We start from the raw sequence: 23436 nt of genomic DNA, 5'->3' as shown, positions 1-23436 counted from the left end.
ACAGGAAGTATGAGCGACAGGACCGTGGTGGCCGAGCACGCGGGGGAGGCCGTCCCCGTCCGACTCGCGGCCGTCTTCCTGCCCGCCCCCCTCCCGCGCGAGGGCCGGATGGCCTTCTGGGACCCGGACGGCGGCCCGCTGCCCGCCGAGGACTCCGAGCTCACAGTCGTACGACGCCATGGAGCCGGAGTCCGCCGCAGGACCACCCCCGCGCTGTCGTTGCCGCTCGGCGAGGCGCTGCCGCTGCTCGTGCGCGCCCGGCGCGACCCGGCCGCCCACCCCGCCACCGCCTGCTGGGGCGCGGCCGCGCTGCACGCGCTGCGGCTCACCGCCCGCGGCCGGCTGCTGCCCGGCCTCACGCCGACCGGCCACGACGCCTGGCGGGCCGGCCCCCTCGACCCGGACGACATCGCGCACCTGCGAGCGGTCGCCGCCGCCCTGCCGTACGAAGGCCATGCGGTCCCCCTGCCCGGCCCGGGCCCGCTGCGGCTGCCCGAGCCGGAAGCGCTGATGCGCGCCTTCCTGGACGCGGTCGCGGACACCCTGCCCCGCACCCCCGCCGCCCCGCACGCCTCGGGGAAGCCCTTCGCCGCGCGCGAGCCCCAGCGTCTGCCCGACGCCCACGACTGGGCCGCCGAGGTCGCCGCGGGCATGGACGCGGGCGTGCGGATCTCGCTCCGGCTGGACCTTGCGGCGTACGACCTCTTCGACGACGCCGGTGACGGCGCACGCAGCGCGGGCGCGGCGATCGTCCAGGTGCACAGCCTCGCCGACCCCACCCTGGTGGTCGACGCTGCCGCTCTGTGGTCGGGCGAGGCGGACGCGGCGTTCGGTCCACGCGCGCGGGTGGACGCGGCGCTGGCGGTGCGGCGCGCGGCCCGGGTGTGGCCGCCGCTCGACCGGCTGTCCGAGCAGGACGTGCCCGACGTGCTGGCGCTGTCCGACGAGGAGTTGGGCGACCTGCTGGGCGTGGCGGCGACCCGGCTCGCCGCGGCCGGGGTCGCGGTGCACTGGCCCCGGGACCTGGCCCAGGACCTCAGCGCGGCCGCGGTCGTACGGCCGGCCCCGGGCTCGGCGACGGACGGCACCGGCTTCTTCGAGAGCGAGGAACTCCTCCAGTTCCGCTGGCAGTTGGCGATCGGCGGCGACCCGCTCACCGAGGCCGAGATGGACGCCCTCGCCGAGGCACACCGGCCGGTCGTCCGGCTGCGCGACCGCTGGGTGCTGGTCGACCCGGCCCTGGTCCGCAAGGCCCGCAAGCGCGAACTGGGCCTCCTCGACCCGGTCGACGCGCTGTCCGTCGCCCTCACCGGCAGTGCGGAGGTCGACGGGGAGACGGTCGAGGCGGTACCGGTCGGCGCCCTGGCAGCCCTGCGCGACCGGCTGACGGCAGGGGTGCGTCCGGCCGAGCCGCCGCCGGGACTGCGGGCGACGTTGAGGGACTACCAACTCCGAGGCCTCGCATGGCTGGACCTCATGACGTCCCTGGGCCTCGGCGGCTGCCTCGCGGACGACATGGGGCTCGGCAAGACGATCACGGTCATCGCCCTGCATCTCAAGCGCGCCCGTACGGCCCCGACGCTGGTGGTCTGCCCGGCCTCGCTGCTGGGCAACTGGCAGCGCGAGATCACCCGCTTCGCGCCCGGCGTCCCCGTCCGCCGCTACCACGGCCCGGACCGCAGCCTGGACGACCTCGACGGCGGCTTCGTCCTCACGACGTACGGCACGATGCGGTCCACGGCACCGACGCTGTCCCAGCACACCTGGGGCATGGTCGTCGCCGACGAGGCACAGCACGTCAAGAACCCGTATTCGGCGACCGCGAAGGCTCTGCGCACCATTGCGACACCGGCGCGGGTGGCGCTGACCGGCACACCGGTCGAGAACAACCTCTCCGAGCTCTGGGCGCTGCTCGACTGGACGACTCCCGGCCTGCTCGGGCCGCTCAAGTCCTTCCGCGCCCGGCACGCGCGCGCCGTGGAGAACGGCGAGGACGAGGAGGCGGTGAACCGGCTGGCCCGCCTGGTCCGCCCCTTCCTGCTGCGCCGCAAGAAGTCCGACCCCGGCATCGTCCCCGAGCTGCCGCCCAAGACGGAGACGGACCACCCCGTCCCCCTCACCCGCGAACAGGCCGCGCTCTACGAGGCGGTGGTGCGCGAGTCGATGCTCGCCATCGAGACGGCCGAGGGCATGGCGCGCAGGGGCCTGGTGCTGAAGCTCCTGACGTCGTTGAAGCAGATCTGCGACCACCCTGCCCTGTATCTGAAGGAGGAGGGCACGAAGACCGACCGACTGGCGGTCCGTTCGGGCAAGTTGACGCTGCTGGACGAGTTGCTGGACACCCTGCTGGCGGAAGACGGCTCGGCGTTGGTCTTCACGCAGTACGTGGGGATGGCCCGCTTGATCGCCGCCCACCTCACCGCCCGGGCGGTTCCGATGGACCTGCTGCACGGCGGCACGCCGGTCCCCGACCGCGAACGCATGGTGGACCGCTTCCAGAGCGGCGCGACCCCGGTGCTCGTGCTGTCCCTGAAGGCGGCGGGAACCGGCCTGAACCTGACCCGCGCGGGCCATGTCGTCCACTTCGACCGCTGGTGGAACCCCGCCGTCGAGGAACAGGCCACCGACCGCGCCTACCGCATCGGCCAGACCCAGCCCGTCCAGGTCCACCGCCTCATCACCGAGGGCACGATCGAGGACCGCATCGCGGAGATGCTCGAGTCCAAGCGGGCCCTGGCCGACGCGATCCTCGGCTCCGGCGAATCGGCCCTCACCGAACTGACGGACCGTGAGCTGTCCGACCTGGTGTCGCTGCGGAGGCAGTCATGACGGGCCCGGTGGAGCGGGGGAGTGGGGCCGGTGGGGAGGCCGGGGGGTTTGACGACGAGCGGGTCGACGAGAAGGAGGTCGACGAGAACGAGGTCGGCGACGAGCGGAACATGGGTCGGACGCCGGTCTCGACTTCCACGCCGACGCCGGAGGAGCTGGGCCGACCCGGTGAGCCCCGACCGGCCGACGCGGCCCGTCAGGCGTTGCGGGCTGCGCGGGAGCGGCGGGAAGGGGTGCCGGAAGCAGGCGTGGGCCAGGGGGCGGGTCCGGGAGATCCGGCGAGTCCTCAGCCGGAGCCGGGGCCGGAGCCGGGGACGTCCTGGCAGGAGGAGCCACTGCCGACCGGGCCCGAGCGCCCGGGCCCTCGGCCGGCCGACGCGGCCCGAGCGGCCCTGCGGCATGCGGTGACCGCCAGGCGGCGGGCGCAGACGGAGGTCGGCGACGAACGGGACGAGACCGCGAGTTCCGATGCGGGGCCGACGAGTTCCGATGCGGGGCCGACCGAGTCGACTGGCGGCACGCTGACGGGCAGGGCCGGTGTGGAAGAGGACCCTCCGGAGGGTGCCGAGCCGTCTGCCTCGGCGGTGCGCGGCGGGGGAACAGAGGGCCACGGCGCCCGCCCGGCGGATGTCGCACGCCACGCGTTGCGTGCTGCTCGGGAGGAAACCCGACGGCCACGGACGGACCAGCCGGATGGGGAAGCCGAGGGCGTGCGAGAGGCCGGACGCCCGGCGCCGGGCGGTTCCGCTGCGGGCAGTGACGCACGCCGCCGCGCCGCCGATCTGCGGGTGCGTTCCATGCGGGAGCTCCTCGCGGGCGCGTTCGAGATGCCGGAGGCAGACGAGCCGCGCCGGGACGACTCGTCGACGGCTGCTCCGCCTCGGTCGCGCCGGACCCCACCGGCGGGCCGCAGTTCCACCACGCCCTCCGCTCCACCCTCCACTCCGCCCACCGCCTCCTCACCGCTCCCTGAGCCCACGCACACCGACTCGTCACTCCCGCCCCTCACGCCCCCCACCGGCACCGAACCCACGACCGCACCCGAGCCCACAACTCCCCGCGTGCCTCAGTCCATGGCGGCACCGGGCCGCGATGGTGAACTCCGCCGCACCTTCCCGGCGTTCCCTGTCGTAGCGTCCGGCGCGCCGGACGACACCCGCTTCGCCCGGACGTGGTGGGGGAACGCGTGGGTGACGGCGCTCGAAGAGGGCGCCCTCGACCCCAAGCGGCTTGCGCGCGGGCGCGGTTACGCGGAGCAGGGTCACGTCGACGCCATCACCGTGACGCCAGGGCTCGTGCTGGCGTATGTGCGGGGCAGCCGTCCACGGCCGTACCGCGTGCAGGTGCGGCTGCGGACACTCGACGACGGTGACTGGGCGCGGTTCCTGGACGCCGTGGCGGACAGGCCGGGACACATCGCCGCGTTGCTCGACGGGGAGATGCCCCAATCCCTCGCGGAGTGCGGGGTGCCCCTCCTGCCCGGCCCGGGTGACCTCGCCCCCCGCTGCAGCTGCCCCGACCGCGGTCACCCCTGCAAGCACGCCGCCGCCCTCTGCTACCAGACCGCGCGCCTGCTGGACGCCGACCCCTTCGTACTGCTTCTCCTGCGTGGCCGCGGTGAGCGCGAACTGCTGGACGCCCTCTCCCGCCTGAGCGCCGCCCGCGCGGCCCGCGCCGCACAGGAACAGGAACCGGAGCCCCTGCCGGGCGTACGGGCCACCGACGCCCTGGCCCCCCAGCGTCAACTCCCGCCTCTGCCCGCCCCGTTGCCGGTGCCCGCCCACCCCGAGCAGCCGCCGGCCTACCCGGCGGCCCCGGGCGGCCCGGACCCCTTCGCGCTGGACCAGCTGGCGACCGACGCCGCCGCCCGCGCGCACGCCCTCCTCAGCACCGGCCGCGACCCCGTCGCCGACCTGACCCTGTGGCAGGACGCGGTCCGGCTGGCCGCGGCCCGCCCCGGTTCCGGCCTCACCGCCGCGACCCGCGCGCTGTACTCCTCCCTCGCCTCCGCCGCCGGCCGCACCACGGCCGAGCTGGCACGCGCGGTCGCCGCCTGGCGCCAGGGCGGCCCGGAGGGGCTCGCCGTCCTCGAAGAACCCTGGGACCCGCCGGCCGGCCGCTTCGACCGAGCGCGCCCCCTCCTCCTCGCCGCCGACCTGCCGGCCTTCCGCCCGTGGCGCAACCGCCTCACCCACCCTCGCGGCCATGTCCAGCTCCGCCTGGGCCGCGACGGCCTCTGGTACCCGTACGAGTCGGAACCGGGCCACGACGACTGGTGGCCCCGCGGCACACCCGACCTCGATCCGGTGGGCGCCCTCACCGGCCTCGGCGCCTCACCGGAGGGCTGACCAGCCTCAACGGCCCTGAGCGCACCGGACGGTCGCCTGCGCACCCGCTTCGGTGTCACCGTCCGCGGCTGAAACGGACAAGCGCCGCCGCCACTTCGGTGGCCGGTGTGGCGGGAGGTGGTCGTACGCGCATATCCGCGTCTCGGCGGAGGAGGACAAGACCCAGGGGCGACGTGCGACGGCGTTGGCGCGGCCAGTGTGGATCACATGTGGAGAGTGAAGACACTGCCGGATGTGCCGGCCTGGGCCGAGCGCGCCGCCCTGGGCGCCGCGTTGACCAATCTGCCGTCGGCGATGTGGCGTCTGGCCATCGCGGTGGGCATACCCGTGGGGCTGGCTCCCTCGGAGTACCAGCAGATGCATGCCCCGGGCTGGGGATCGTTCTACCTCGTCGGCCTCAGCCTGGTTTCGGAGTTCTTCGCGGTGCTCACCCTCGGGCTCGTCCAGAGCTGGGGCGAGGTGTGGCCGCGCTGGATCCCGTATCTGCGAGGGCGTCCGGTCCCGGTCTTGCCGGCCACCGTCCTGGCCGGGCTCGGTGCGCTCGCCACCACCGTCTTCGGCGCCCTGTTCGTCTACACGTCACTCAACGCCGACATGCAGGCTTCCGCCTGGGGCACCTGGCTCCTCAACATCGTCTACGCGCCACTGGTCCTGTGGGGTCCGTTGCTCGGGGCGGTCACAGTCCATTACTACCGGCGCCGAACGGCCGCCTCGCCCCTGCCGGCGTGAGCACTCATCGCTTTGCTTCTGATGCGCCGTAGGAGAACTTGTACCCGGCGAAGTCCGCGATGTGGACGTACCCGATGCGCTGGTAGAGGGCGTTGCTGGTCGGGTTGGCCGGATCCGCGTACAGGACGACGTCCGTCGCGCCCGCCGCCAGCGCGGCCCTGCTCACCTCGACCGTCACGGCGCCCGCGTAGCCGCGACCCCGGAGGTGGGCCGGGGTGTAGACGGGGTCCACCCGGACCATGCCCCCGACCATCGACGTCGAGCCCGCCATGGAGACGGGGACGCCTTCCGGGGTCTCCCAAAAGGTGAAGTGCTTGTCCGCGAAACGGGTGTCGGCCCAGGAGCCGGCGTCAATGGCGTCCATGGAGACGTTCTCTCTGACATCGACGCAGAACTCACGGCACCAGCGCACGACTTGCTCATGGTCCTTCTCGCCCGTGACGCGGCCCCGGCCCTCGGCGCGCGGCTGCGGTGGGGTGAGCGTGCCGAGACGGTAGAGATGAGTCCGCCAGAACGGTACCGACGCTGCGCCCGTGTGCCGCTGCCATGCCTCGGCGAAGGCGGTGGCGGTGTCGTGGTCCGCGATGACGTCGCAGGGGGAGGGGCCGAGGCCGGCCAGATGGGCGGCGAGGGTGCCGGCCTGCTCGGCAGAGAGGGGGGTGAGGCTCAGGCGGCCGCGCGGAGTGCGATAAAGGACGGCGCGGACCTCGCCTGCTGACTCCAGTCGGCCGAAGACGGCGGCTTCGCCACCGTGTGCGTCCGGCCCGCCTGTTCGCAGTTTCTCGATGTCCGTCAGCGGCGTGTTGTGCAGGGCGGGGCGCGAGCGCAGGAAGTCTCCGGCTCGGGCGAGGAAATCGTCGACGTCTTCGGTGAGTTGCCAGTCGGCCTGCTTCCGGACAAACCGCTCCGTCAACGTCGCCTCCCGTCGCCCGGTTCCGATCCGACTGACCAGTCTGTCAGCCGCACCTCTCCCTGTGCAGGCGTTATCCAGCGTCCGGAAGCCGTGCACGAGCACCTGCCTCCGCGGGAACACCCGTACGATGCCCGCGTGGTAGAGATCATCGACTACGGACAGTTCGCGGAGCGGCTCCGGCACCAACAGGACCGGCCCCGGTGGGAGTTGCTCGACGCAGTACAGCGCGAGTGGGGGTACGAGGACCCGGGAGGTGAGCCGGTCGCTTCCCGCTGGGGCGGGGAGAACTCCGCCTACGGCATCGACGAGAGCCTTCCCGTCCCCGCGGCGCTCGCCGAATGGTGGGACTCCCCGGTCAACTCCTTTTCGTTCCGGCCACGGCTGTACTGGACGCACACCCAGTGGCCGCCGAGCATCTGGGTCGACGAGTACCGCGAGCGGGACGCCGACGAGGACCCCTACGACGAAGACGCGCGCCTGGACCCGGCCGGGCCGACGGACTGCCCAAGGACAACCCGTTCCTGCCACCGGATGCTCCCGACCGGCGGATCTGCGTCTTCATGTCCGAGTACCAGTACTGCAACCAGTGGGGCTACCTCGCCGCCGAGGCCGCCCACCCCGACCCCCGGGTGCTGGTCAGCACCGGCAGCGGCTGGCAGTTGCAGAGCCGGTCGCTGTCGGAGTTCTTCCTCCAACTGGCCCTGGAGCGGCTGCCCGGCACCTACGGCTGGACCCTCAAGGTGCGCCGCGCGGAGGTCGCCGACGATCCGGCGGTCCTGGAGCGGCTGACGGCCTCGTACCGGGAGGTGGGACTGCTGCCGTGGCAGGAGCTGGGCTGCGATGCGCTGATGTACGGCGGTCCGGACGTGCTCATCTCCCACGGCCGCGGCCCGGGCGCCGACTTCACCCTGGTGATCCACGGCCGGACCCGCGAGGCGCTGCTCCAGGTCGTCGAGACGCTGGGCATCGCCTGCACCGACGACGACATCAAGCCGCCCAGCGAGGTCCCCGAACCCCTGGAGGAGCTGGGCCCGTTCGCGCTCACCGACGGCGACACCGACGACCGCGGGCGCTGGCGGGTGGAATCCACCGGCGGCGCCCCCGTCGCCGCCACCGTCCCCGCCGCACTCCGCGCCCTGCCCGACCGCACCGCCACCGCCCTCGACGAGGACGCCACCCTGGCCGCCGCGGGCGACGCCGAAGGCCGCGTCCACGTATGGGAGTCCACCGCCGAGGCGGTCGCCGACGGGCCCTCCGCGGCCGTCAGCGAGTCCCTGCACCGTGCCCCGGTGACCGCCCTCGCCTGCGTCCGGCTCGACGACGCCCACCGGGCCGTGGTCAGCGGCGACGCACATGGCGTGCTGCGCTACTGGCGGACGGACTGCGACCCGCGGCCACTGCCGTTCGACCGACGGCGCACAGCGGTCACCGCGCTCACGGCGGCCGGCCTGGCGACCGGCCCCGCGCTGGCCTGCGCCTGGGCGGACGGGCTGGTCCGCATCTGGGACCTGCGCTCCAGCGCGGTGGCCCGGCTGCGGCTCGGCACCGGCATCACGGACCTGGCCCTGGAGAGCGACGGCACGCTGTACGTCACCGGACCGTCCGGCCCGGTGGCACTGCGCCTCGATGCGGAAAGGCTCTGGCCGCACCGTGAGCTCCAGCTGCGGCTGGACGCGGTCGACTGGGGTTCCTACTGGTCCGCACGCGGTCCCGCACACGCGGTGCCCGGTCTGATCGGCAAGGTGGCATCCGACCACAAGGAGACCGCCATGGAAGCGGTCCACGACCTCTACCGGCTGCTGGTCTCCAAGAGCTCGGGGCTGACCGCGGCGGCACCCGCGGTGCCGTTCCTGGCTGAGCTGATGACCGACCCCGACAACCAGGCTCGCCCCACCCTGCTGCTGCTCATCGCGGACATCGCCGACTGCGACAGCGCGGAGAACCGGGCCGCGGTACGGGCGGTGCTGCCCGCCCTGCGCCATCTGCACGACGATCCGCTGCCGTCGATCCGGTGGGCGGCGGCAGAGCTGGAGAAGCACTGCGCACCGCGGCCGGGGGAGGAGTGAGGTAGGTCTGCCCGGCTTCCCGGTCACCGTGGGCACCTTCCTGATCCTCCAGGGGCGCGCGACCTGCCGGGCCGTCACCCGTACGAGGTGCCCAGGTCGCCGGGGTCCTGGGGGCGCGGTTAGCGTCCGGAAAGGGATCACCGAACGGCCGTTTCCCTCCCGTGGCGTGCGGCCCGACCCTTCCTGGAGGCCCGTATGAGGATCAGACGCCCGGCGCCCCGCGGCGCGAGACGATGTACCCGTTTCGTCGCCCTGACGTCCGGCCTGACCGCCCTGGCGGCGACGGCCCTGGCCGGGACCGCGGCCCACGCAGGCACCGTCGACCCCAGCCCGACCACGACCTACAGCACCACGCAGCTCTCCGCGGTCGAGCAGGCGGTCGCGAGGGCCGGTGTGGTCGGCACGGCCTGGAGTGTGGACGGCACGTCCGGCAGGGTGCTGCTCGCGGCCGACAGCACCGTGTCCGCCGCCGCGATCGACACCATCAAGCGGGCCGCGGGCGCCAACGCCGGCGCGCTGCGCATCGAGCGCCTGCCGGGCAAGCTCACCAGGTACCTCTCCGGAGGGGACGCCATCTACAGCAGGAACGCCGCCGGTACGTTGCGCTGCTCGCTGGGCTTCAACACCCAGGACACTGCCGGAAACCACTACTTCCTCACCGCCGGCCACTGCACCAACGGAACCACCGACTGGTACTCGGACCGGCTCGTCACACACATCGGGACCACCGCCGGCTCCAGCTACCCCGGCAACGACTACGGCCTCGTGGCCTACGACCCCGGCCGGCCCGCCCCGCCCGGCACGGTCGGCGACCAGGACATCACCGGCGCCGCCAACGCCCAGCGCGGCCAGGCGGCCTGCCGCCGCGGCTCCACCACCGGCACTCACTGCGGCCGGGTCACCGGCGTGAACTGGAGTGCGCGCTACCCGGACGGCGTGGTGACCGGCATGATCCGCACCAACATCTGCGCAGAGCCGGGCGACAGCGGCGGCCCCCTCTACGCCGGCACCCAGGCGCTGGGCCTCACCTCAGGCGGCAGCGGCAACTGCGCCAGCCCGCCCAGCGTGACGTTCTTCCAGCCGGTCACCGAGGCCCTCAACGCCTTCGGGGTGCAGGTGTACTGATCGACCGGTACGGAAAGACCCGACAGGGCCTGGTGCACGGAAGAGACCGTGCACTCGGCCCTGTCGCCGTGGTCGGCGCGGGGGCCGACTCAGAGGTGGCGGCGCGGCGGCCGACTCAGAGGTGGCGGCGCGGCCGACGCCACATCGCCCACAGCGCCGGTCCGTCCCCCGGCAGCCGCAGTTCCTCACGCACGGTGAAGCCGAAGTGCTCGTAGAAGGGCAGGTTGGACGGTTTGGAGGACTCCAGACAGGTGGGCAGTCCCGCCGCGTCGGCCTTGGCCAGTCCCGAGCGCAGCAGGGCGGCCCCGTGTCCCTGGCCCTGGGCGGCCGGGTCGGCACCGATCAGCGCCAAGTACCAGTGCGGTTCCTGGGGTGTGTGCTGGGCGGCCGTCTCGACGGCATCCCGGAACAGCGCAGCCCGGTCGCCGAGGATGTTCTGGAGTTCCTGGACGGTTTCCGCGTCGGGAACGGCCTTGGCCTGCGCCTCCGGCGGTACCCAGAACGCGGCCGCCGCCTCGGTTCGCTCGCACACGCCGTGGTGGACGTACTGCCGGGTGAAGATGGTGCTGAAGTAGCGGCCCAGCGACGCCTCGCGCGAGGCGTCGTCGGGGAAGAACCAGCGCATCATCGGGTCGTCGTCGAAGGCGCGGGCCAGGGTGCGGCTGATCAGCGGAGCGTCGTCGATCGTCGTCGTCTTCGGCATGTTCGTTATCGACATACGGGTCATTCTGCACCTGATGATCTTCGGTGGCGGAGCGGGGCCCCGGTCCGATCGCGGGTCCAATGAGACGCTCCGGTAAGGAAGTTCACGCTGCCTCGCTTCCCCCAGGAGCCCCACCCATAAGGCGGTGGCTGAATCGCGCTCCCTCTTCTGCTTCTTTCCGCCCCACTCGTGGCACTGGCGTCACGTCTTGGCCGGGCACACATTCCCTTGGCCTTTTCTGAGGGGCGCCGATGCCCGTCACGTTCGTTCCCGGCCACCACGCGTATGAGTCAGGAGGCACATCCATGGTGCGGACTTCGATGAACCGGCAGAGGCACGCGAGCCTGGGAAGACGGGTCGGCGTAGGCGTGGCAGCCCTGCTCGGCGGACTGCTCCCGCCGATGGTGGGCGCCGACAGCGCGACCGCGCAGCCGAACCAGCAGGCGAGCTTCACGAATCCCGGCGTGTTCACCTTCACGGTTCCCGGCGGCCCCACCGTCCTGAACACCGTGACCATCCGGGTCTGGGGTGCCGGGGCAGGCGGGGGCGGAGGAGCCGGTGGCGGCGGAGGGGGCGGCGGCGGTGGCGGCGGCAACGCCCTGCTCGCGCTGGGCGGGGGAGGCGGTGGCGGCGGGGGCGGCGGAGGAGGAGGCGCCGGCGGCGGGGGCGGAGGCTCTGGCAGCTTCGTGAAGTGCACCGAGGTACTCGCCGGCGGTGTGACCTTGACCATCGTGGTGGGAGCGGGGGGAAGTGCCGGCGGCGCGGGGACCGGCGGAAACGGCGGCGCCGGCGGCAGCGGCGGTGGTCCCTTCGGCGGCGGTCCCGGCAGCGCGGGCAGCTCCGGCTCCCTCGGGGGAGCCGGTCAGGAAAGCACGGTGGGCATCACCACGGCCGTGGACCTGGCCTTCGCCTCCGGCGGCGACGCCGGCACCAGGGCCCCGACGGGCGGCCGGGGTGGCAGCGGCGGCGCTGCCGGCGGGCTCGGCGGGGCCGGCGGGTTCGGCGGGGGTGGTGGCGCCGGCGGCACCATCACCGGATCCGGCGGCAGCGGCGGCGGGACAACACGGTGCCTGGGTATCCCCGCCGCCATGCTGAACGGCAACAACGGCAACGCCGGCGCCGTGGGCAACTCCGGTACGGCCGGCGGCAGCGGCGCAAGCCGGCAGAGCGGCACGGGTGGGGCCGGCGGCATCGGGGGTACCGGTGGCAGCGGTGGCACCGGCGGGTCCGGTGGCACCGGCATCACCGTCGACGGGTTCGCCTTCGGCGCCGGCGGCAACGGCGGCGGTGGCGGCACGGGCGGCGCCGGCGGTGCCGGTGGCGCGGGCGCGACCAGCGGCGGTGCTTCCGCCGCCGGCGGGTCGGCCGGTAGCGCCGGGGACAACGGCGTGGCCGGAGGCGTCGGCGGAAACGGAGCCGTCGTCATCGACGTGACGCCCATTCCCTGAGCCGGAACGAGTGTCCGGAGAACACGCCGGGTACTTGCCGACGCCGTTGGGTCCGGCCGAGCGACGAGCCCCGCATCCAGCTGAAGGTACGGTCGCGCAGCGCCTCGGCCGGAGGTCCCGGACTCCTGGCCTTCCCAGGAATTCTGGTAGCGAACCGAGGGGCGCTCGGGCAGGCTGAGCTGCATGGTCTCGGTAGTGCAGAACGTGGCGATCGACTGTTCGAATGCCTATGAGCTGGCTCGCTTCTGGAGTGAGGTGACCGGTTGCCCGCTGCATCCGCAGGACAGACCGGGCGACCGGGAGACTCAGGTGATGCTTCCGGAGGGCCCGCTGCTGTACTTCAACCAGGTGCCGGAGCCGAAGACAATCAAGAACCGGATCCACTTGTGCCTGCGTCCGACGACCTCGCGCGAGGAGGAGATCGAGCGGCTGTTGAAGCTCGGCGCCACCCTGGTCGCTGATCGCAGGGAGCCCGACGGCGCGGGCTGGGCCGTCCTCGCCGATCCGGAAGGCAATGAATTCTGCGTCCTCCGTAGCGAGTCCGATCGCGCCGCGATGTCTTCCTGAGGCTCGGCCAACCGGTCTCTGGCTGCTCTCCGTCCCCTATGTCTCCGCTTAGCCCTCCGCTGGCTCGCCGTCCTCCGCTCGCTCGCCGTCCGCCGGGCGCGCGGCTCCCCAGTGCATGCCGATCACCGCGTACGTCTCGCCGTCCCCCGGCGGCCGTGTCCAGGAACGGGTGGCGAACGTGTGCAGCCGCCCGTTCACGAGGGCATGACGCGGCAGGGACGCACCGAACTCCCCGGCCACCGCCTCCAGCAGCGACCGTTCCGCCTCCGCAACGTCCTCCAGGCCGCCGAAGAACCGGCTCGGGTCCAGCGCCCGCGGTATCTCCCCGCTTTTCCGGATCTCTCCCTCCGCGTACGTGAACGCGTACTGCTCGGCACCGTCTCGCGCCGCCGAAAGGTGGAAGAACGGCTCCCCGTGCCCTGTCCTCAGGCCGCTCCACACCACCACCGCACGGGTGCCCGCGCTGGCGGCCGCGGCCGGGGAGACGAACCGCCGGCGGTGGAACGGGGCAGGGTCGTCGTCGAAGGCGAAGCTCCAACCGGTGCCGGCCCGGCCGACCGCCATGAGAGCCCTGTCGTCGTAGGACGAGAACTCCCTCTGGTTCTGCCGCGACCTGTGGCGCGCCTCCCAGAAGGTCATGGGTTCGTTCAGCACGGCGCCGTCCCCGTCCGTGAGCCGTTCCGGCAACTCCTCCGGCTCCACCCCCTCCACCAGGACGAACCGGTAGGACGTGCGGTTGTTGCCCGGATCCGGTTCCGCGAGCCACGCCAGGCCGCCCGGGTCGAGTCCGGCCGCCGGACTCGGTGCCTCACCGCCCTGCCCGCCTCTCGGCGTGGAGAGCAGCTCCCGGCCCCGCTCCTCGGTCAGCAGCGGCCCGAGCACGGGGTCGGCCAGCCATCCCAGTGGCGCCAGGTGATCCGGTCCCAGCGGCTCCCACAGGGGAAGAGCGCTCATCAGCGTCCGCCATGCCCCGTCGCTGTCTCCCCACCGCGCCAACTCCCGGGCCCGCTCGACCGCTTCCCCGAACGGTCCGGCCGCCGCGTACCGGTACGTGCCGTTCCTGACCCGGTCCAACGTCGCGTAAGCCAGTGCCACCAGGTCGTCGTCGGCACCCCGCAGGTGGAACGTCAGCGTGGAGTCGTCCCGGTACGAGTGCGCCGCGTGCTCGGCGACCAGCGGTGGCAGCAGCTCGGGCGCGTACTGCGGGTCCGTCACCAGGCCGTCGAAGTACACCATGTGGGTCTGCCCGAGCAGGCGGCGTATCTGGTCGCCCAGCCCGGCGGCCCGCGGTCTGCCGTACTCCTTGGCCTCGTCCAGCGCCGTCCCGGCCCGTTCCCAGCCGCCGCGCAGCGCCTCCAGCCGGGCCTCCTCCACCAGGGCGTCCAGCTTCCGCGTCGTGTCGTTGGCGAACACCGGCTCCCCGTCGCTCCGGTGCGCCCGCAGGCTGTGGAACTCCCGGTGCATGTCCCGCATGAACTCAAGGAAGTTCGCGTACCGCTCGGGTGGCGCGGCCCGCCAGCCCGCCCACGTGTACACGGCCCACTCACCGTCCTCGTCCACGTCCTCGGGATCCATGAGCACGTGGGTGATGTCGGACTCGACGTCGAGCTGCAGCCCGCGCCGCCAGATGTCCGCCTCCCGCCGCTCCTCGGGCCCGGCGTCCTCGTCCAGGTACTCCTCGAACATGTCCGCGAGTCCCGACTCGTTGTGGTGCCAGCGCGCGTCCTCGGCCCCCGCCAGCAGCCACACGAAACCGCCCGCGTGCCGCCACCCGTCGCTGACCTTGAGGAACTCCCGGTACGACGGCGGCATCCGGCGCCCGAGGCGCTCCTCCATGGCTGCGATCCGCTCCTCGGACGCGGGCGGGAACCCCAGCCACCGGTCCCGCCGCGCTGCCTCGTCGTCCTCGCCCCGCGTCTCGCCGTCCGGCAGGGAATCCGCCCACTCCCCGCTCCACCTGAGCAGGAAGGACCGCCAGTCGAATGCCGTGGTGTCCGTCATACGTCCGATGCTGCCACCCGCCACTGACAACGTTCCGGCACAGGCGTTCCCTAACTCTCGACGATGGGAGCCAGGCCGTCGAGGAGTGCTTTGAGGCCGGATTCGAAGAGCGCGTCAAGGCGTAGGTCGTAGCCGTCGTCAAAGGCTCCGACGACCTTGGCGAAGGTGGGGAAGCGGCCCGAGTCCACCAGTTCCCGCAGGACGTCGGCCCGGCTGTCCATCCACTGGTCTTCCGACTGGCCTGTGGCGGCTTCGGCGTGCGCTTCCCACTCCAGATGCACCGCCAGACCCTGGATGTGACTGTAGATCAGTACGTGGATGTCGAACAGGGTGGTGGGATCGAGGCCGTGGCCGTCGAGGGCACTCAGCATCCATTCGCCGTGGACCATCAGATTGGGCACGAGCAACGGGCGGGTGAGAGAACCCAGTTGGGCCAGCCACGGGTGCCTGCGGTACACGGCCCAGAGGGTCCGAGCGCCCAACTCGATGCGGGAGCGCCACCCTTGGGGCGCATCGGCGGGGTAGGTCTCGTCACCGAATGCGGCGTCGGCCATGAGCAGGACGAGGTCGTCCTTGCTGGGGACGTACCGGTACGGCGACATGGCGGCAACGCCGAGCCGGGCCGCGACGCCGCGCATGGAGAGCGCTGACAGGCCTTCGGCGTCGGCGATGTCGATGGCGGTGCGGACAATCCGCTCAAGGGTCAGCTCCTGCTCGGAGGGCGAGGCAGGTGGCGAGGGCCGGCGAGGCGGCCTGGCGGGCGCGGTCTCCGCGACCACGGTGCCGGTGCGCGGGCGGGCCTCGACAAGCCCCTCAAGGCGAAGGGTGGTCAGGGCCTTGGTGGCGGTGGCGAGCGCCACACCCCACTCTTTGGCGATCTGCCGGGTCGAGGGAACCCGGTCGCCGGGACTCAGTTCGCCGTCCATGATGCGTCGGCGGATCCCGGCGACGATGCGCAGATAGGGCGGCTGACCAGACGGATCTGTGAGCTGTGTCATGCTCTACCACCTTCCTGCCCTGTACTAGTGCAGATGCTATCAGCGAGGGCGCCGAATCCAGCCCAACTGCCCTAGTACAAGGAGCCATTCCATGCGATTGAACAGGCTGCGCGTACGCCGTACGTTCAGTTGCGTACAGCGTACCGAAGGAGCTTCCCATGCAGACCGTGCTCATCTCCGGCGGCGGAATCGCCGGGCCCGTGCTCGCCTACTGGCTGCACCGCCACGGCTTCGAGACCACCGTCGTCGAACGCGCCCCGGAACCGCGTCCTGGCGGCCAGGCCGTCGACATCCGCGGCGTCGCCCTCGACGTCGTCGAACGGATGGGCCTGTTGGAACAGGCACGACGGGTGCGCACCCGGATGCGCGGCATGTCGGTCCTCGACGCCGATGGCCACGAGATCGACCGCTCGACCGAGTCGACCTTCAGCAGCGGCCGACTCGACAGCGACGACATCGAGCTGCTGCGCGAAGACCTGGTGCGGATGGTGTACGAACACACGCGCACAGACGTCGAGTACCTCTTCGGCGACAGCATCACCGCCCTCGACGAGAACGAGACCGGCGTACACGTCCACTTCGCCCACGGGGCACCCCGCGCTTTCGACCTGGTGATCGGGGCCGACGGCCTGCACTCGACCGTGCGGCGCCTGGCCTTCGGTCCCGAGGAGCTCTTCGCCCAGCACCTGGGCAGCTACCTCTCGGTGTTCAGCGCGGACAACTTCCTCGCGCTGGACCACTGGCAGGTGTGGCTGCGCGACGGTGATGCGGGATTCGGCATCATGCCCGTCCGCGACAACAGCGAGCTCAGGATCGCCTTCGGCTTCGAGTCCGCGCCGCTCGGTCACGACCTCCGCGCCAACGGTGCGCTGCGGCGCCTCGTCGCGGACAAGCTCGCCTCCCTCAGCTGGGAAGGCAGCCGCCTGGCCAAGGCTGCTCGCGACGCTCCGGACTTCTACTGCGATGCCATGGCCCAGATCCGGATGGACCATTGGTCGCGAGGCAGGGTGGCCCTGCTGGGAGACGCCGGCTACTGCCCCTCCCCGCTCTCGGGGCAGGGCACCAGCCTCGCCGTCGCGGGCGCCTACGTGCTGGCCGACTGCCTCGCCCGGACACACGGCGATCACCATGCCGCGTTCTCCCACTACGAGCAGCGGATGCGTTCCTTCGTGGCCCTCAATCAGGCCCTGGCCACGGAAAACCCGGGCGGCCCTGCCCCCGAGGCATCCATCACGCACGCCAAGAACGCGCTCTCGCTGGACGGCTGACTCTGCCCCGAACGGCCGCCACCGCCCCTCTGCACGATGCACGCGCGTCCTGCTTCACGTCGCTGGCCCGAGAAGGTGTGCCGGGTCACATCCCGGCCGGTGGGCTGTGACGTAGTCGGAACCGTCTTCTGACGTCCACGGGGTCCGAACGATGCCCTTTGCGCAGACCGGGGTCCCTGTGGTTCGGGTGCGTCGATGGTGTTCGTGACTCGCGTGTGACAGAACAGGCGATGCAGAACCCCCGCTGGCGCGCGTCAGCCGGGGGTTCTGTCACGTGCGGAGTCGGGTTCGCCGGGCGGCCTTGGGATCTGCCAGGGAGCGGATGCGATCGGGATGCACCCAGGAAGTCGACGATGGTCGGGTCGAGCATCGCGGATGCGCACGCTGGGCGGGGGACTCGCCGTACCAGACGGCGGACCCCTCGTCCCGTCAGTCGCTGGGTGTCACTGCGACCTTGCGGACACCAGCGTCGCGGTGATGGGTTCGAGCTGAAGACCGACCGCCAGCGTCAGTTCAAGGACCCGGTGCGGCGATGCGAGATCCGGAAACAGCTCACGCAGCTGCGACATCCGGTACCGGACGGTCTGGGGATGGACGAACAGCGCCGCCGCCACCTCATCCCGCCTGCCCTGGTGCAGCAGCCACGCCCGCAACGTCTCCTCCAGCCGCCGCGCGGTTGCGACAGGCAAGGTCCGCAACGGTGCGAGGGCTCGGGCGCGCAGGTCTGCGAACGCGTCCGCGTCGGCGCTCAGCACCAGTTCGGGCAGGTGGTCCTCGGTGTCGCGAATATCAGAGGAGAGGGAACGCGCGCGTACGGCTCGTGCGTACGAGGCGGACGCACGCGTCCATGGCCGGGCCGGGCCGACCACGGCGGTGCGGTCGGTCAGCTGCCGCAAGAGATGTGATCGGTCGGCATCGGGGACGAGCAGCACACCGGTGGCGTCCGGCAGATCGTCGAGGACGAGGGTGCTCGGGTCGAGCGCGCGGTAGGCAGGCCGGGCCTGGGCGGCGGGCAGCAGGACCGCGGTCAGCGAAACCGGAGGCTGCCACCCGGCCCGTTGAGCAGAGGCCAGCAGCACGTCCGGGCTCGCGCCGGCGAGGAGGTCGCGGGCCAGGTGTTCCAGGTGGAGCTCGTGGGCCCGGCCCCGGGCCGCCAGTTCGTCGGCGTGGCCCGCGGCGCTCGCGGCGGAGAGCTCGTCGATATAGGCGAAGGTCAGCTCGGCGAACTTGGCGACCTCGGCGGCGGGCAGACCTGCGGGTACGGCACCGGCTGCCAGGCATCTCCAGGCCACGCGGGCGCCGACACGGTAGGCGCTGAGCAGGGCGTCCATCGAACGGCCGTCGCGTACCTCGCCGCGGCCCAGCTCGTAGGCTGCGTCACCGGCGTCGCCGGCTGTGGCGTTCCCGCTCGCGAGGTCCAGGTAGTGCCCCAGGGCGGTGCGGACGGCTCGGCGGATGGTGCCGCCCATGCGGCCCGAAAGGGCGTTGGCGTAGGGAGGGACCTCGTCGATGATCGCCTGGACGACCTCGTCGGCGGTGGTCTTCAGCGCGGCCCGCAGTGCGGTGACCGTCGTCTCGTCCAGGGCCAGTTCGCTGGCCCTCCGGATTGCATGGCTCATGTTTTGTTCCCTGTGAACAATTCAGCCGACCAGATTTACGTCCTGTGGTCAGGACTTTACGCCTTGAGGCGCAGCAAGCTGGAGTCATGACGAGTGCAGCCCTGCGCAGCAGGGCGTGGAAACTGCTGGAGATGGTCACGACGCCGCTGCTGCCGTCGGACTACCTCGACCTGGTCAGCCCGCTGCGTGCGGGCGCTGACCTGCGGGGGCGCATCGAGGCCGTGCACCCCGAGACGGGTGACGCCGCGACCATCGTGATCAGGCCGGGACGGGGCTGGCGCGGCCACACGGCCGGTCAGTATGTGCGGATCGGCGTCGACGTCGACGGGGTGCGCCTGTGGCGTGCCTACTCGCTCACCTCGCCGGCAAACCGCCCAGACGGCCGCGTCACGATCACCGTGAAGGCGATCGAGGACGGCAAGGTCAGCAACCACCTGGTCCGCAGGGCGAAACCGGGCACGCTGATCCAGCTCGACCAGGCGACCGGTGACTTCGTGCTGCCCAAGGCCAAGCCTCCCAAGGTGCTCTACCTGACGGCCGGCAGCGGCATCACGCCCGTGATGGGCATGCTGCGCGACACTGAGCTCAACGACGTCGTCATGGTCCACTGCGCGCCGCAGCCGCACGACGTGATCTTCCGCAACGAACTGCACGACCTGGTCGCGGACAAGAAGCTGCAGCTCACCGAGGTGCACACCGACACCGACGGCATGCTCGACATCGGCCGTCTCGACGAACTCGTGCCCGACTGGGCCGAGCGCGAGACCTGGGCTTGCGGGCCCGCGGGCCTGCTCGACGCCGCCGAAGAGCACTGGAGCGAGCACGGCGTCCCAGAGCGCCTGCACACCGAACGCTTCCGCCCCAGCATCGTCGTCGCCGGCGACGGCGGCGAGGTCACGTTCAGCGCCACCGGCAAGACCGTCGACGCGGACGGCACCACGCCGTTGCTGGACGCCGGCGAGGAGGCCGGCGTGCTCATGCCCTCCGGGTGCCGCATGGGCATCTGCTTCGGCTGCGTCACGCCGCTCAAGGCGGGCGCCGTCCGCGACCTGCGCACCGGCGAGATCACCGAGGCCGAGCCGGGCGTCCTCATCCAGACCTGCGTGTCCGCCGCGGCGGGCCCCTGCGACATCGACCGGTAGGAGCACCTTGACCGCCATCGACCCCACCGCCCACCTGACCGCGGAGCAGATCGAGGAGCTCGGCCGCGAGCTGGACGCGATCCGCGACGAGGTGATCGCCGGCCGCGGCGAGAAGGACGCCGCCTACATCCGGAAGGTCATCTCGGCGCAGCGCAAGCTCGAGCTGGTCAGCAGGGGCGTACTGCTGTTCTCGATCTTCCCGCCCGCCTGGCTGATCGGCACCGCCGGCCTGTCCGTGGCGAAGATCATGGACAATATGGAGATCGGCCACAACATCCTGCACGGCCAGTGGGACTGGATGCGCGACCCGAAGATCCACTCCACCACCTGGGAATGGGATCACGTCTCGCCGGCCGACCAGTGGAAGCACTCGCACAACGAACTGCACCACACGTACACCAACGTGATCGGCAAGGACAACGACCTCGGCTACGGCATCATGCGCGTCGACGAGGACCAGAAGTGGCACCCGTTCCACCTCGGCCAGCCGCTGTGGAACTTCATCAACGCCTGCTTCTTCGAGTACGGCATCGCAGCGTACGACCTGGAGCTCGGCAAGAACCTGCACAAGCGCCGCCGCAAGAACCCCGAGTTCCGCGCGCGGGCCAAGGCCGTGGGCCGCAAGATCCGCAAGCAGGTGCTCAAGGACTACGTGATCCACCCGCTGCTGTCGGGCCCGTCGTTCCTCCCCACGCTCGCCGCCACGTTCACCGCGAACCTGGTCCGCAACATCTGGTCCCACTCGGTCATCATGTGCGGGCACTTCCCCGAGGGCGTACAGGTCTTCGAGCGCCGGTCGATCAAGGGCGAGACGCGCGGCCAGTGGTACCTGCGCCAGATGATGGGCTCGGCCAACATCAGCGGCAGCAAGGCCATGCACTTCATGACCGGCAACCTGTCGCACCAGATCGAGCACCACCTGTTCCCGGACCTGCCGAGCAACCGGTACGCCGAGGTCGCGGTGAAGGTGCGCGCGCTGTTCGAAAAGTACGAGCTGGAGTACGTCACCGGGCCGCTGCCCAAGCAGGTGTTCTCCGCGTGGCACAAGGTCTTCCGGCTCTCGCTGCCGAACAAGAAGCCCAAGGACAAGACGCCGGCCCGCGAGCAGGAGCTCGTCGCGGCCTGATTCCCGGTATCGGTTCAGATCTTTCGGCCGTACCGGCGGCACCGCCGGGTTCGGTGAGATCCGTTACGGACGGTGGACGACCCGCGACATCAGACCGTACGACACGGGATCCGGGACAGCCCAATGTCCGGCTGCACTGCTACCTGGACGTGCGCCAGGAGCTCAACACACAGCCCCAGGCGAGGTGTTGTCGTGCGCTGACCTGCCCTGGTCGGGCCGACAGTCGGGTGCGTACGCTCGCTTTGCCGACGGGCGGGCTGGGTGGAAGGCATGGGGCTGTGACACGGGCGCTGCCGGAACCGACGCTCGCCGCCCCTGTGTCCGACCCCGCTCTGCTGCCGGGGTGGGCGGATGAGCCCAAATAATGGATGGGGTTTTGGTCTGTCCATTGTCCGGGCTGGTGGTAAGCCCTGGAGCGGGTGCTTCGGAGAGAAGACGGAGACATCTGATCTTCAACAGCACTGAACCCCGGCGTTGCCGGGGTTCAGCCGTTCACGGAAGGGGCATCCGCCCGAGTTGCGCCGGTGGCTCATGGGGCCAGGGCGACGGTGACGGTAATAGAGCTGTCCAGCCAGCGGACGGTGTCGAGGTGGCCCTCGTCGACGCGGCCGATGATCATCACTTCGGTGTGGGTATGGGAGTGTTCCTGGCCGTCGAAGAGGATGGTGAACCAGCCGCCGAAGTAGCCGATGTCGCCGTTCTTCCATCCCGCCTGCTGTTCGGCCTCGTCCGTGTCCAGCGGTGTGGCGGTTCCGCAGTAGTCGTCGGTGTACCTCTGCAGGCTGATGGTGAAGGGCAGCTTGTCCTTGAAACGCTGCGCGGTGAGCGTGGTGTTCAGGGTGGCGGGGATGACGGTGCTGCCGACGGTCAGCGTGCTCGGGGCGCCGTCCTCGGCGGTCTGGTGGGGCATGCCGGGTCGTCCTTTCGTGGCCGCCTGCCGGGGTGCGAGCGGACCGGGTGCGGCCGGCCTGCTGGGTGGCAGGCCGACCGCTTGGGGGGGGTGTCGCGGGGTGTTACAGGCCGAGGTGCTTGCCGAAGAACTCTGAGATCTTGGCGACCGCGGGGGTCACGTACTCGTTCTTGTCGTACAGGTCGATGTGGGTCGCGCCCTCGATGAGGTACAGCTCCTTCGGCTCGTTGGCCTGGGCGATGGCCTCCTCGGTGAAGTAGCGGGTGTCGGCGTCGGTGCCGGCGATCATCAGCAGCGGGCGCGGGGAGATCCAGTCCTGGTGGGCGAAGGCGCTGTACTGGGCGGCCACGTCTGCCTGCAGGAGGGACCAGTTCGCGGAGCGGGGGTGCTGGCCGCGCGGGGTGCGGTAGTAGTCGTGGCCCTCGCGGAACATGCTGCGCTCGGGGAAGGCGCCGGCTTCGGCCTCGGTGGGCGGGACCAGGGTCAGGGTGATGGCTCCCTCGCCGCGGGCCTCGGCGTTGCGCAGGACACCGGCTTGGTCGAGCAGGAACTCGCGGACCTCGGGGCCCTGTACCCGGCCCACGCCCTCGAACAGGCCGCTGGCGGTGTCGAAGGCGCTGACGGTGGCCAGGGCCTTGATACGGCGGTCGGTCTGGGAGGCGAAGGAGAGGTAGCCGCCGGAGGCGCAGATGCCCAGGCCGCCGATGCGGTCGGCGTCGATGTCGCTGCGGGAGGCGAGGTAGGAGACGGCGGAGCGGAAGTCCTCAGCGCGCTGGAAGGGGTCCTCCAGGTTGCGCGGGGTGCCCTCGCTCTCGCCCTGGTGGGCGGCGTCGAAAAGGAGGGCGGCGTAACCTTCGCGGGCCAGGCGCTCGGCGTATATGGAGGCGGTCTGTTCCTTCACGCCGCCCCAGGGGTGGCCGACGACCACGGCGGGCAGAGGCTGGCCGGAGTAGGTGTCGGGCAGGAACAGGATGCCTGCGATCTTCAGGCCCTTGCTGAGGAAGCTGACTTCGGTCTTCATGAGCGAAGTTCCTTTCTGGTGCGGGGTGTTACTGGTTGCGGGTGCGGGCGCGGTTGTACTGCTCGTCGGTGACGGGCTCGTTCCAGGTGGTCTCGGTGCTGCCGTCGCCCTTGCCTTCCCACAGGGCGATGTGCTCCATGAAGCGGTCGGGGGTGGCGCCGTGCCAGTGCTCCTCGTTCGGGGGGCAGGTGACGGTCTCGCCGGGGTGGGCCTCGAAGACGATGCCGTCGCGGGTGCCGATCAGGGCGGTGCCGGAGACGACGTGCAGGGTCTGGCCCAGGACGTGGGAGTGCCAGTGAGTGCGGGCGCCGGGTGAGAAGCGGACCATGTTGGCGCGCATCCGGGACGGTTCCTGGCCGGCGTAGAGGACGTCGAACCAGACGTCGCCGGTGAACCAGTCCGCGGGGGCCTTGACGGTGGCCTACTGTTTGACGAATTCCATGGGGGTCTCTCTCAAAAACGGGGCTGGGGGTGGATCAGGCGGCGTGGGTGAGGCCGAAGCCCAGCTCGCGGGAGGTCGGCCTGGGCGAGCGGGGGCTCGGCGTGGCCTTGGCGGTTCGCGTGGCGGTCGTTCGCCGGCGACGAACCCGGCGAGGGCTGCTTCAGCTCGGCGCCCTTCGACA

The 23436-nt window shown here is 71.5% G+C and carries 18 protein-coding genes and 1 pseudogene; 11 read left to right on the top strand and 8 right to left on the bottom strand.

All coding sequences use genetic code 11. The annotated features are described in order from the left end of the window. Positions 1-9: 9 nt before the first annotated feature. From AQI70_RS13265 to AQI70_RS13255, 3 genes are all read left to right on the top strand, one after another. Entirely contained in the window at positions 10-2829 is a 2820-nt protein-coding gene (locus tag AQI70_RS13265) for a DEAD/DEAH box helicase (protein WP_062148033.1), read from the top strand. Between the two features lie 110 nt (positions 2830-2939). Beyond that, complete coding sequence (locus AQI70_RS37340; protein WP_079051283.1) at positions 2940-5177, top strand: SWIM zinc finger family protein; 2238 nt, start codon at positions 2940-2942, stop codon at positions 5175-5177. Positions 5178-5393: 216 nt separating this feature from the next. After that, positions 5394-5906 (top strand): hypothetical protein, encoded by a 513-nt coding sequence (locus AQI70_RS13255; RefSeq protein ID WP_425264612.1) that lies wholly within the window; start codon positions 5394-5396, stop codon positions 5904-5906. Between the two features lie 4 nt (positions 5907-5910). On the opposite strand, the gene AQI70_RS13250 is transcribed toward AQI70_RS13255, so the two are convergent. After that, entirely contained in the window at positions 5911-6819 is a 909-nt protein-coding gene (locus AQI70_RS13250) for a GNAT family N-acetyltransferase (protein WP_062148023.1), read from the bottom strand. 560 nt (positions 6820-7379) lie between these two features. Here AQI70_RS13250 and AQI70_RS39115 point away from each other — a divergent pair. Further along, positions 7380-8885 carry a WD40 repeat domain-containing protein gene (locus tag AQI70_RS39115; RefSeq protein WP_062148022.1) on the top strand — a complete coding sequence of 502 codons (1506 nt, stop codon included), beginning with the start codon at positions 7380-7382 and terminating at the stop codon, positions 8883-8885. Positions 8886-9080: 195 nt separating this feature from the next. Beyond that, positions 9081-10010 (top strand): S1 family peptidase, encoded by a 930-nt coding sequence (locus AQI70_RS13240; protein WP_062148021.1) that lies wholly within the window; start codon positions 9081-9083, stop codon positions 10008-10010. Between the two features lie 115 nt (positions 10011-10125). Here the strand turns inward: AQI70_RS13240 and AQI70_RS13235 are convergent, their stop codons facing one another. Next, complete coding sequence (locus AQI70_RS13235) at positions 10126-10728, bottom strand: GNAT family N-acetyltransferase (protein ID WP_062148020.1); 603 nt, start codon at positions 10726-10728, stop codon at positions 10126-10128. 290 nt (positions 10729-11018) lie between these two features. Between AQI70_RS13235 and AQI70_RS39785 the strand changes: the two genes are divergently transcribed. Further along, positions 11019-12161, top strand: coding sequence for a hypothetical protein (locus AQI70_RS39785; protein ID WP_062148019.1), 1143 nt, complete (start codon positions 11019-11021; stop codon positions 12159-12161). A 183-nt stretch (positions 12162-12344) separates the two neighbouring features. After that, positions 12345-12728: a VOC family protein gene (locus tag AQI70_RS13225; protein WP_062148018.1), complete on the top strand. Its 384-nt coding sequence runs from the start codon at positions 12345-12347 to the stop codon at positions 12726-12728. Between the two features lie 48 nt (positions 12729-12776). On the opposite strand, the gene AQI70_RS13220 is transcribed toward AQI70_RS13225, so the two are convergent. Beyond that, positions 12777-14729 (bottom strand): SMI1/KNR4 family protein, encoded by a 1953-nt coding sequence (locus tag AQI70_RS13220; protein ID WP_062148016.1) that lies wholly within the window; start codon positions 14727-14729, stop codon positions 12777-12779. 50 nt (positions 14730-14779) lie between these two features. Then, positions 14780-15727, bottom strand: coding sequence for a TetR/AcrR family transcriptional regulator C-terminal domain-containing protein (locus AQI70_RS13215; protein ID WP_062148014.1), 948 nt, complete (start codon positions 15725-15727; stop codon positions 14780-14782). Positions 15728-15885: 158 nt separating this feature from the next. Here AQI70_RS13215 and AQI70_RS13210 point away from each other — a divergent pair, with 158 nt between their 5' ends. Then, positions 15886-16995, top strand: a complete 1110-nt coding sequence (locus AQI70_RS13210) for an FAD-dependent monooxygenase (protein ID WP_062148012.1) — start codon at positions 15886-15888, stop codon at positions 16993-16995. Positions 16996-17438: 443 nt separating this feature from the next. Here AQI70_RS13210 and AQI70_RS13205 read toward each other — a convergent pair whose 3' ends face one another. Further along, a complete protein-coding gene (locus AQI70_RS13205) occupies positions 17439-18614 on the bottom strand; it encodes a PucR family transcriptional regulator (protein WP_062148010.1) in 1176 nt (391 codons plus the stop codon). Positions 18615-18700: 86 nt separating this feature from the next. Here AQI70_RS13205 and AQI70_RS13200 point away from each other — a divergent pair, with 86 nt between their 5' ends. Genes AQI70_RS13200 through AQI70_RS40650 form a run of 3 tightly spaced genes read left to right on the top strand, consistent with a single transcriptional unit; the run spans position 18701 to position 21247 of the window. Beyond that, a complete protein-coding gene (locus AQI70_RS13200) occupies positions 18701-19756 on the top strand; it encodes a ferredoxin reductase (protein ID WP_062148007.1) in 1056 nt (351 codons plus the stop codon). A 7-nt stretch (positions 19757-19763) separates the two neighbouring features. Next, a complete protein-coding gene (locus AQI70_RS13195) occupies positions 19764-20882 on the top strand; it encodes a fatty acid desaturase family protein (protein WP_062148004.1) in 1119 nt (372 codons plus the stop codon). Continuing rightward, on the top strand, positions 20795-21247 hold the full coding sequence (locus AQI70_RS40650) for a DUF6207 family protein (protein WP_279616753.1): 453 nt from the start codon (positions 20795-20797) through the stop codon (positions 21245-21247). Before AQI70_RS13195 ends, AQI70_RS40650 begins: the two co-directional genes overlap by 88 nt. A gap of 164 nt (positions 21248-21411) precedes the next feature. Here the strand turns inward: AQI70_RS40650 and AQI70_RS13190 are convergent, their stop codons facing one another. The 3 genes and pseudogenes from AQI70_RS13190 to AQI70_RS13180 form a co-directional block, all read right to left on the bottom strand. Next, on the bottom strand, positions 21412-21792 hold the full coding sequence (locus tag AQI70_RS13190; RefSeq protein ID WP_062148001.1) for a cyclophilin-like fold protein: 381 nt from the start codon (positions 21790-21792) through the stop codon (positions 21412-21414). 103 nt (positions 21793-21895) lie between these two features. Continuing rightward, entirely contained in the window at positions 21896-22813 is a 918-nt protein-coding gene (locus AQI70_RS13185) for an alpha/beta hydrolase (RefSeq protein WP_062147998.1), read from the bottom strand. 28 nt (positions 22814-22841) lie between these two features. Next, positions 22842-23255 (bottom strand): annotated as a pseudogene (locus tag AQI70_RS13180) ((R)-mandelonitrile lyase). Positions 23256-23436: the final 181 nt, after the last annotated feature.

Origin of the sequence: Streptomyces curacoi, assembly GCF_001513975.1 — a bacterium.
Lineage (GTDB): Bacteria > Actinomycetota > Actinomycetes > Streptomycetales > Streptomycetaceae > Streptomyces > Streptomyces curacoi.
The sequence above is the reverse complement of the archived record's forward strand: the minus strand, read 5'-3'. Positions and strand labels throughout refer to the sequence as shown.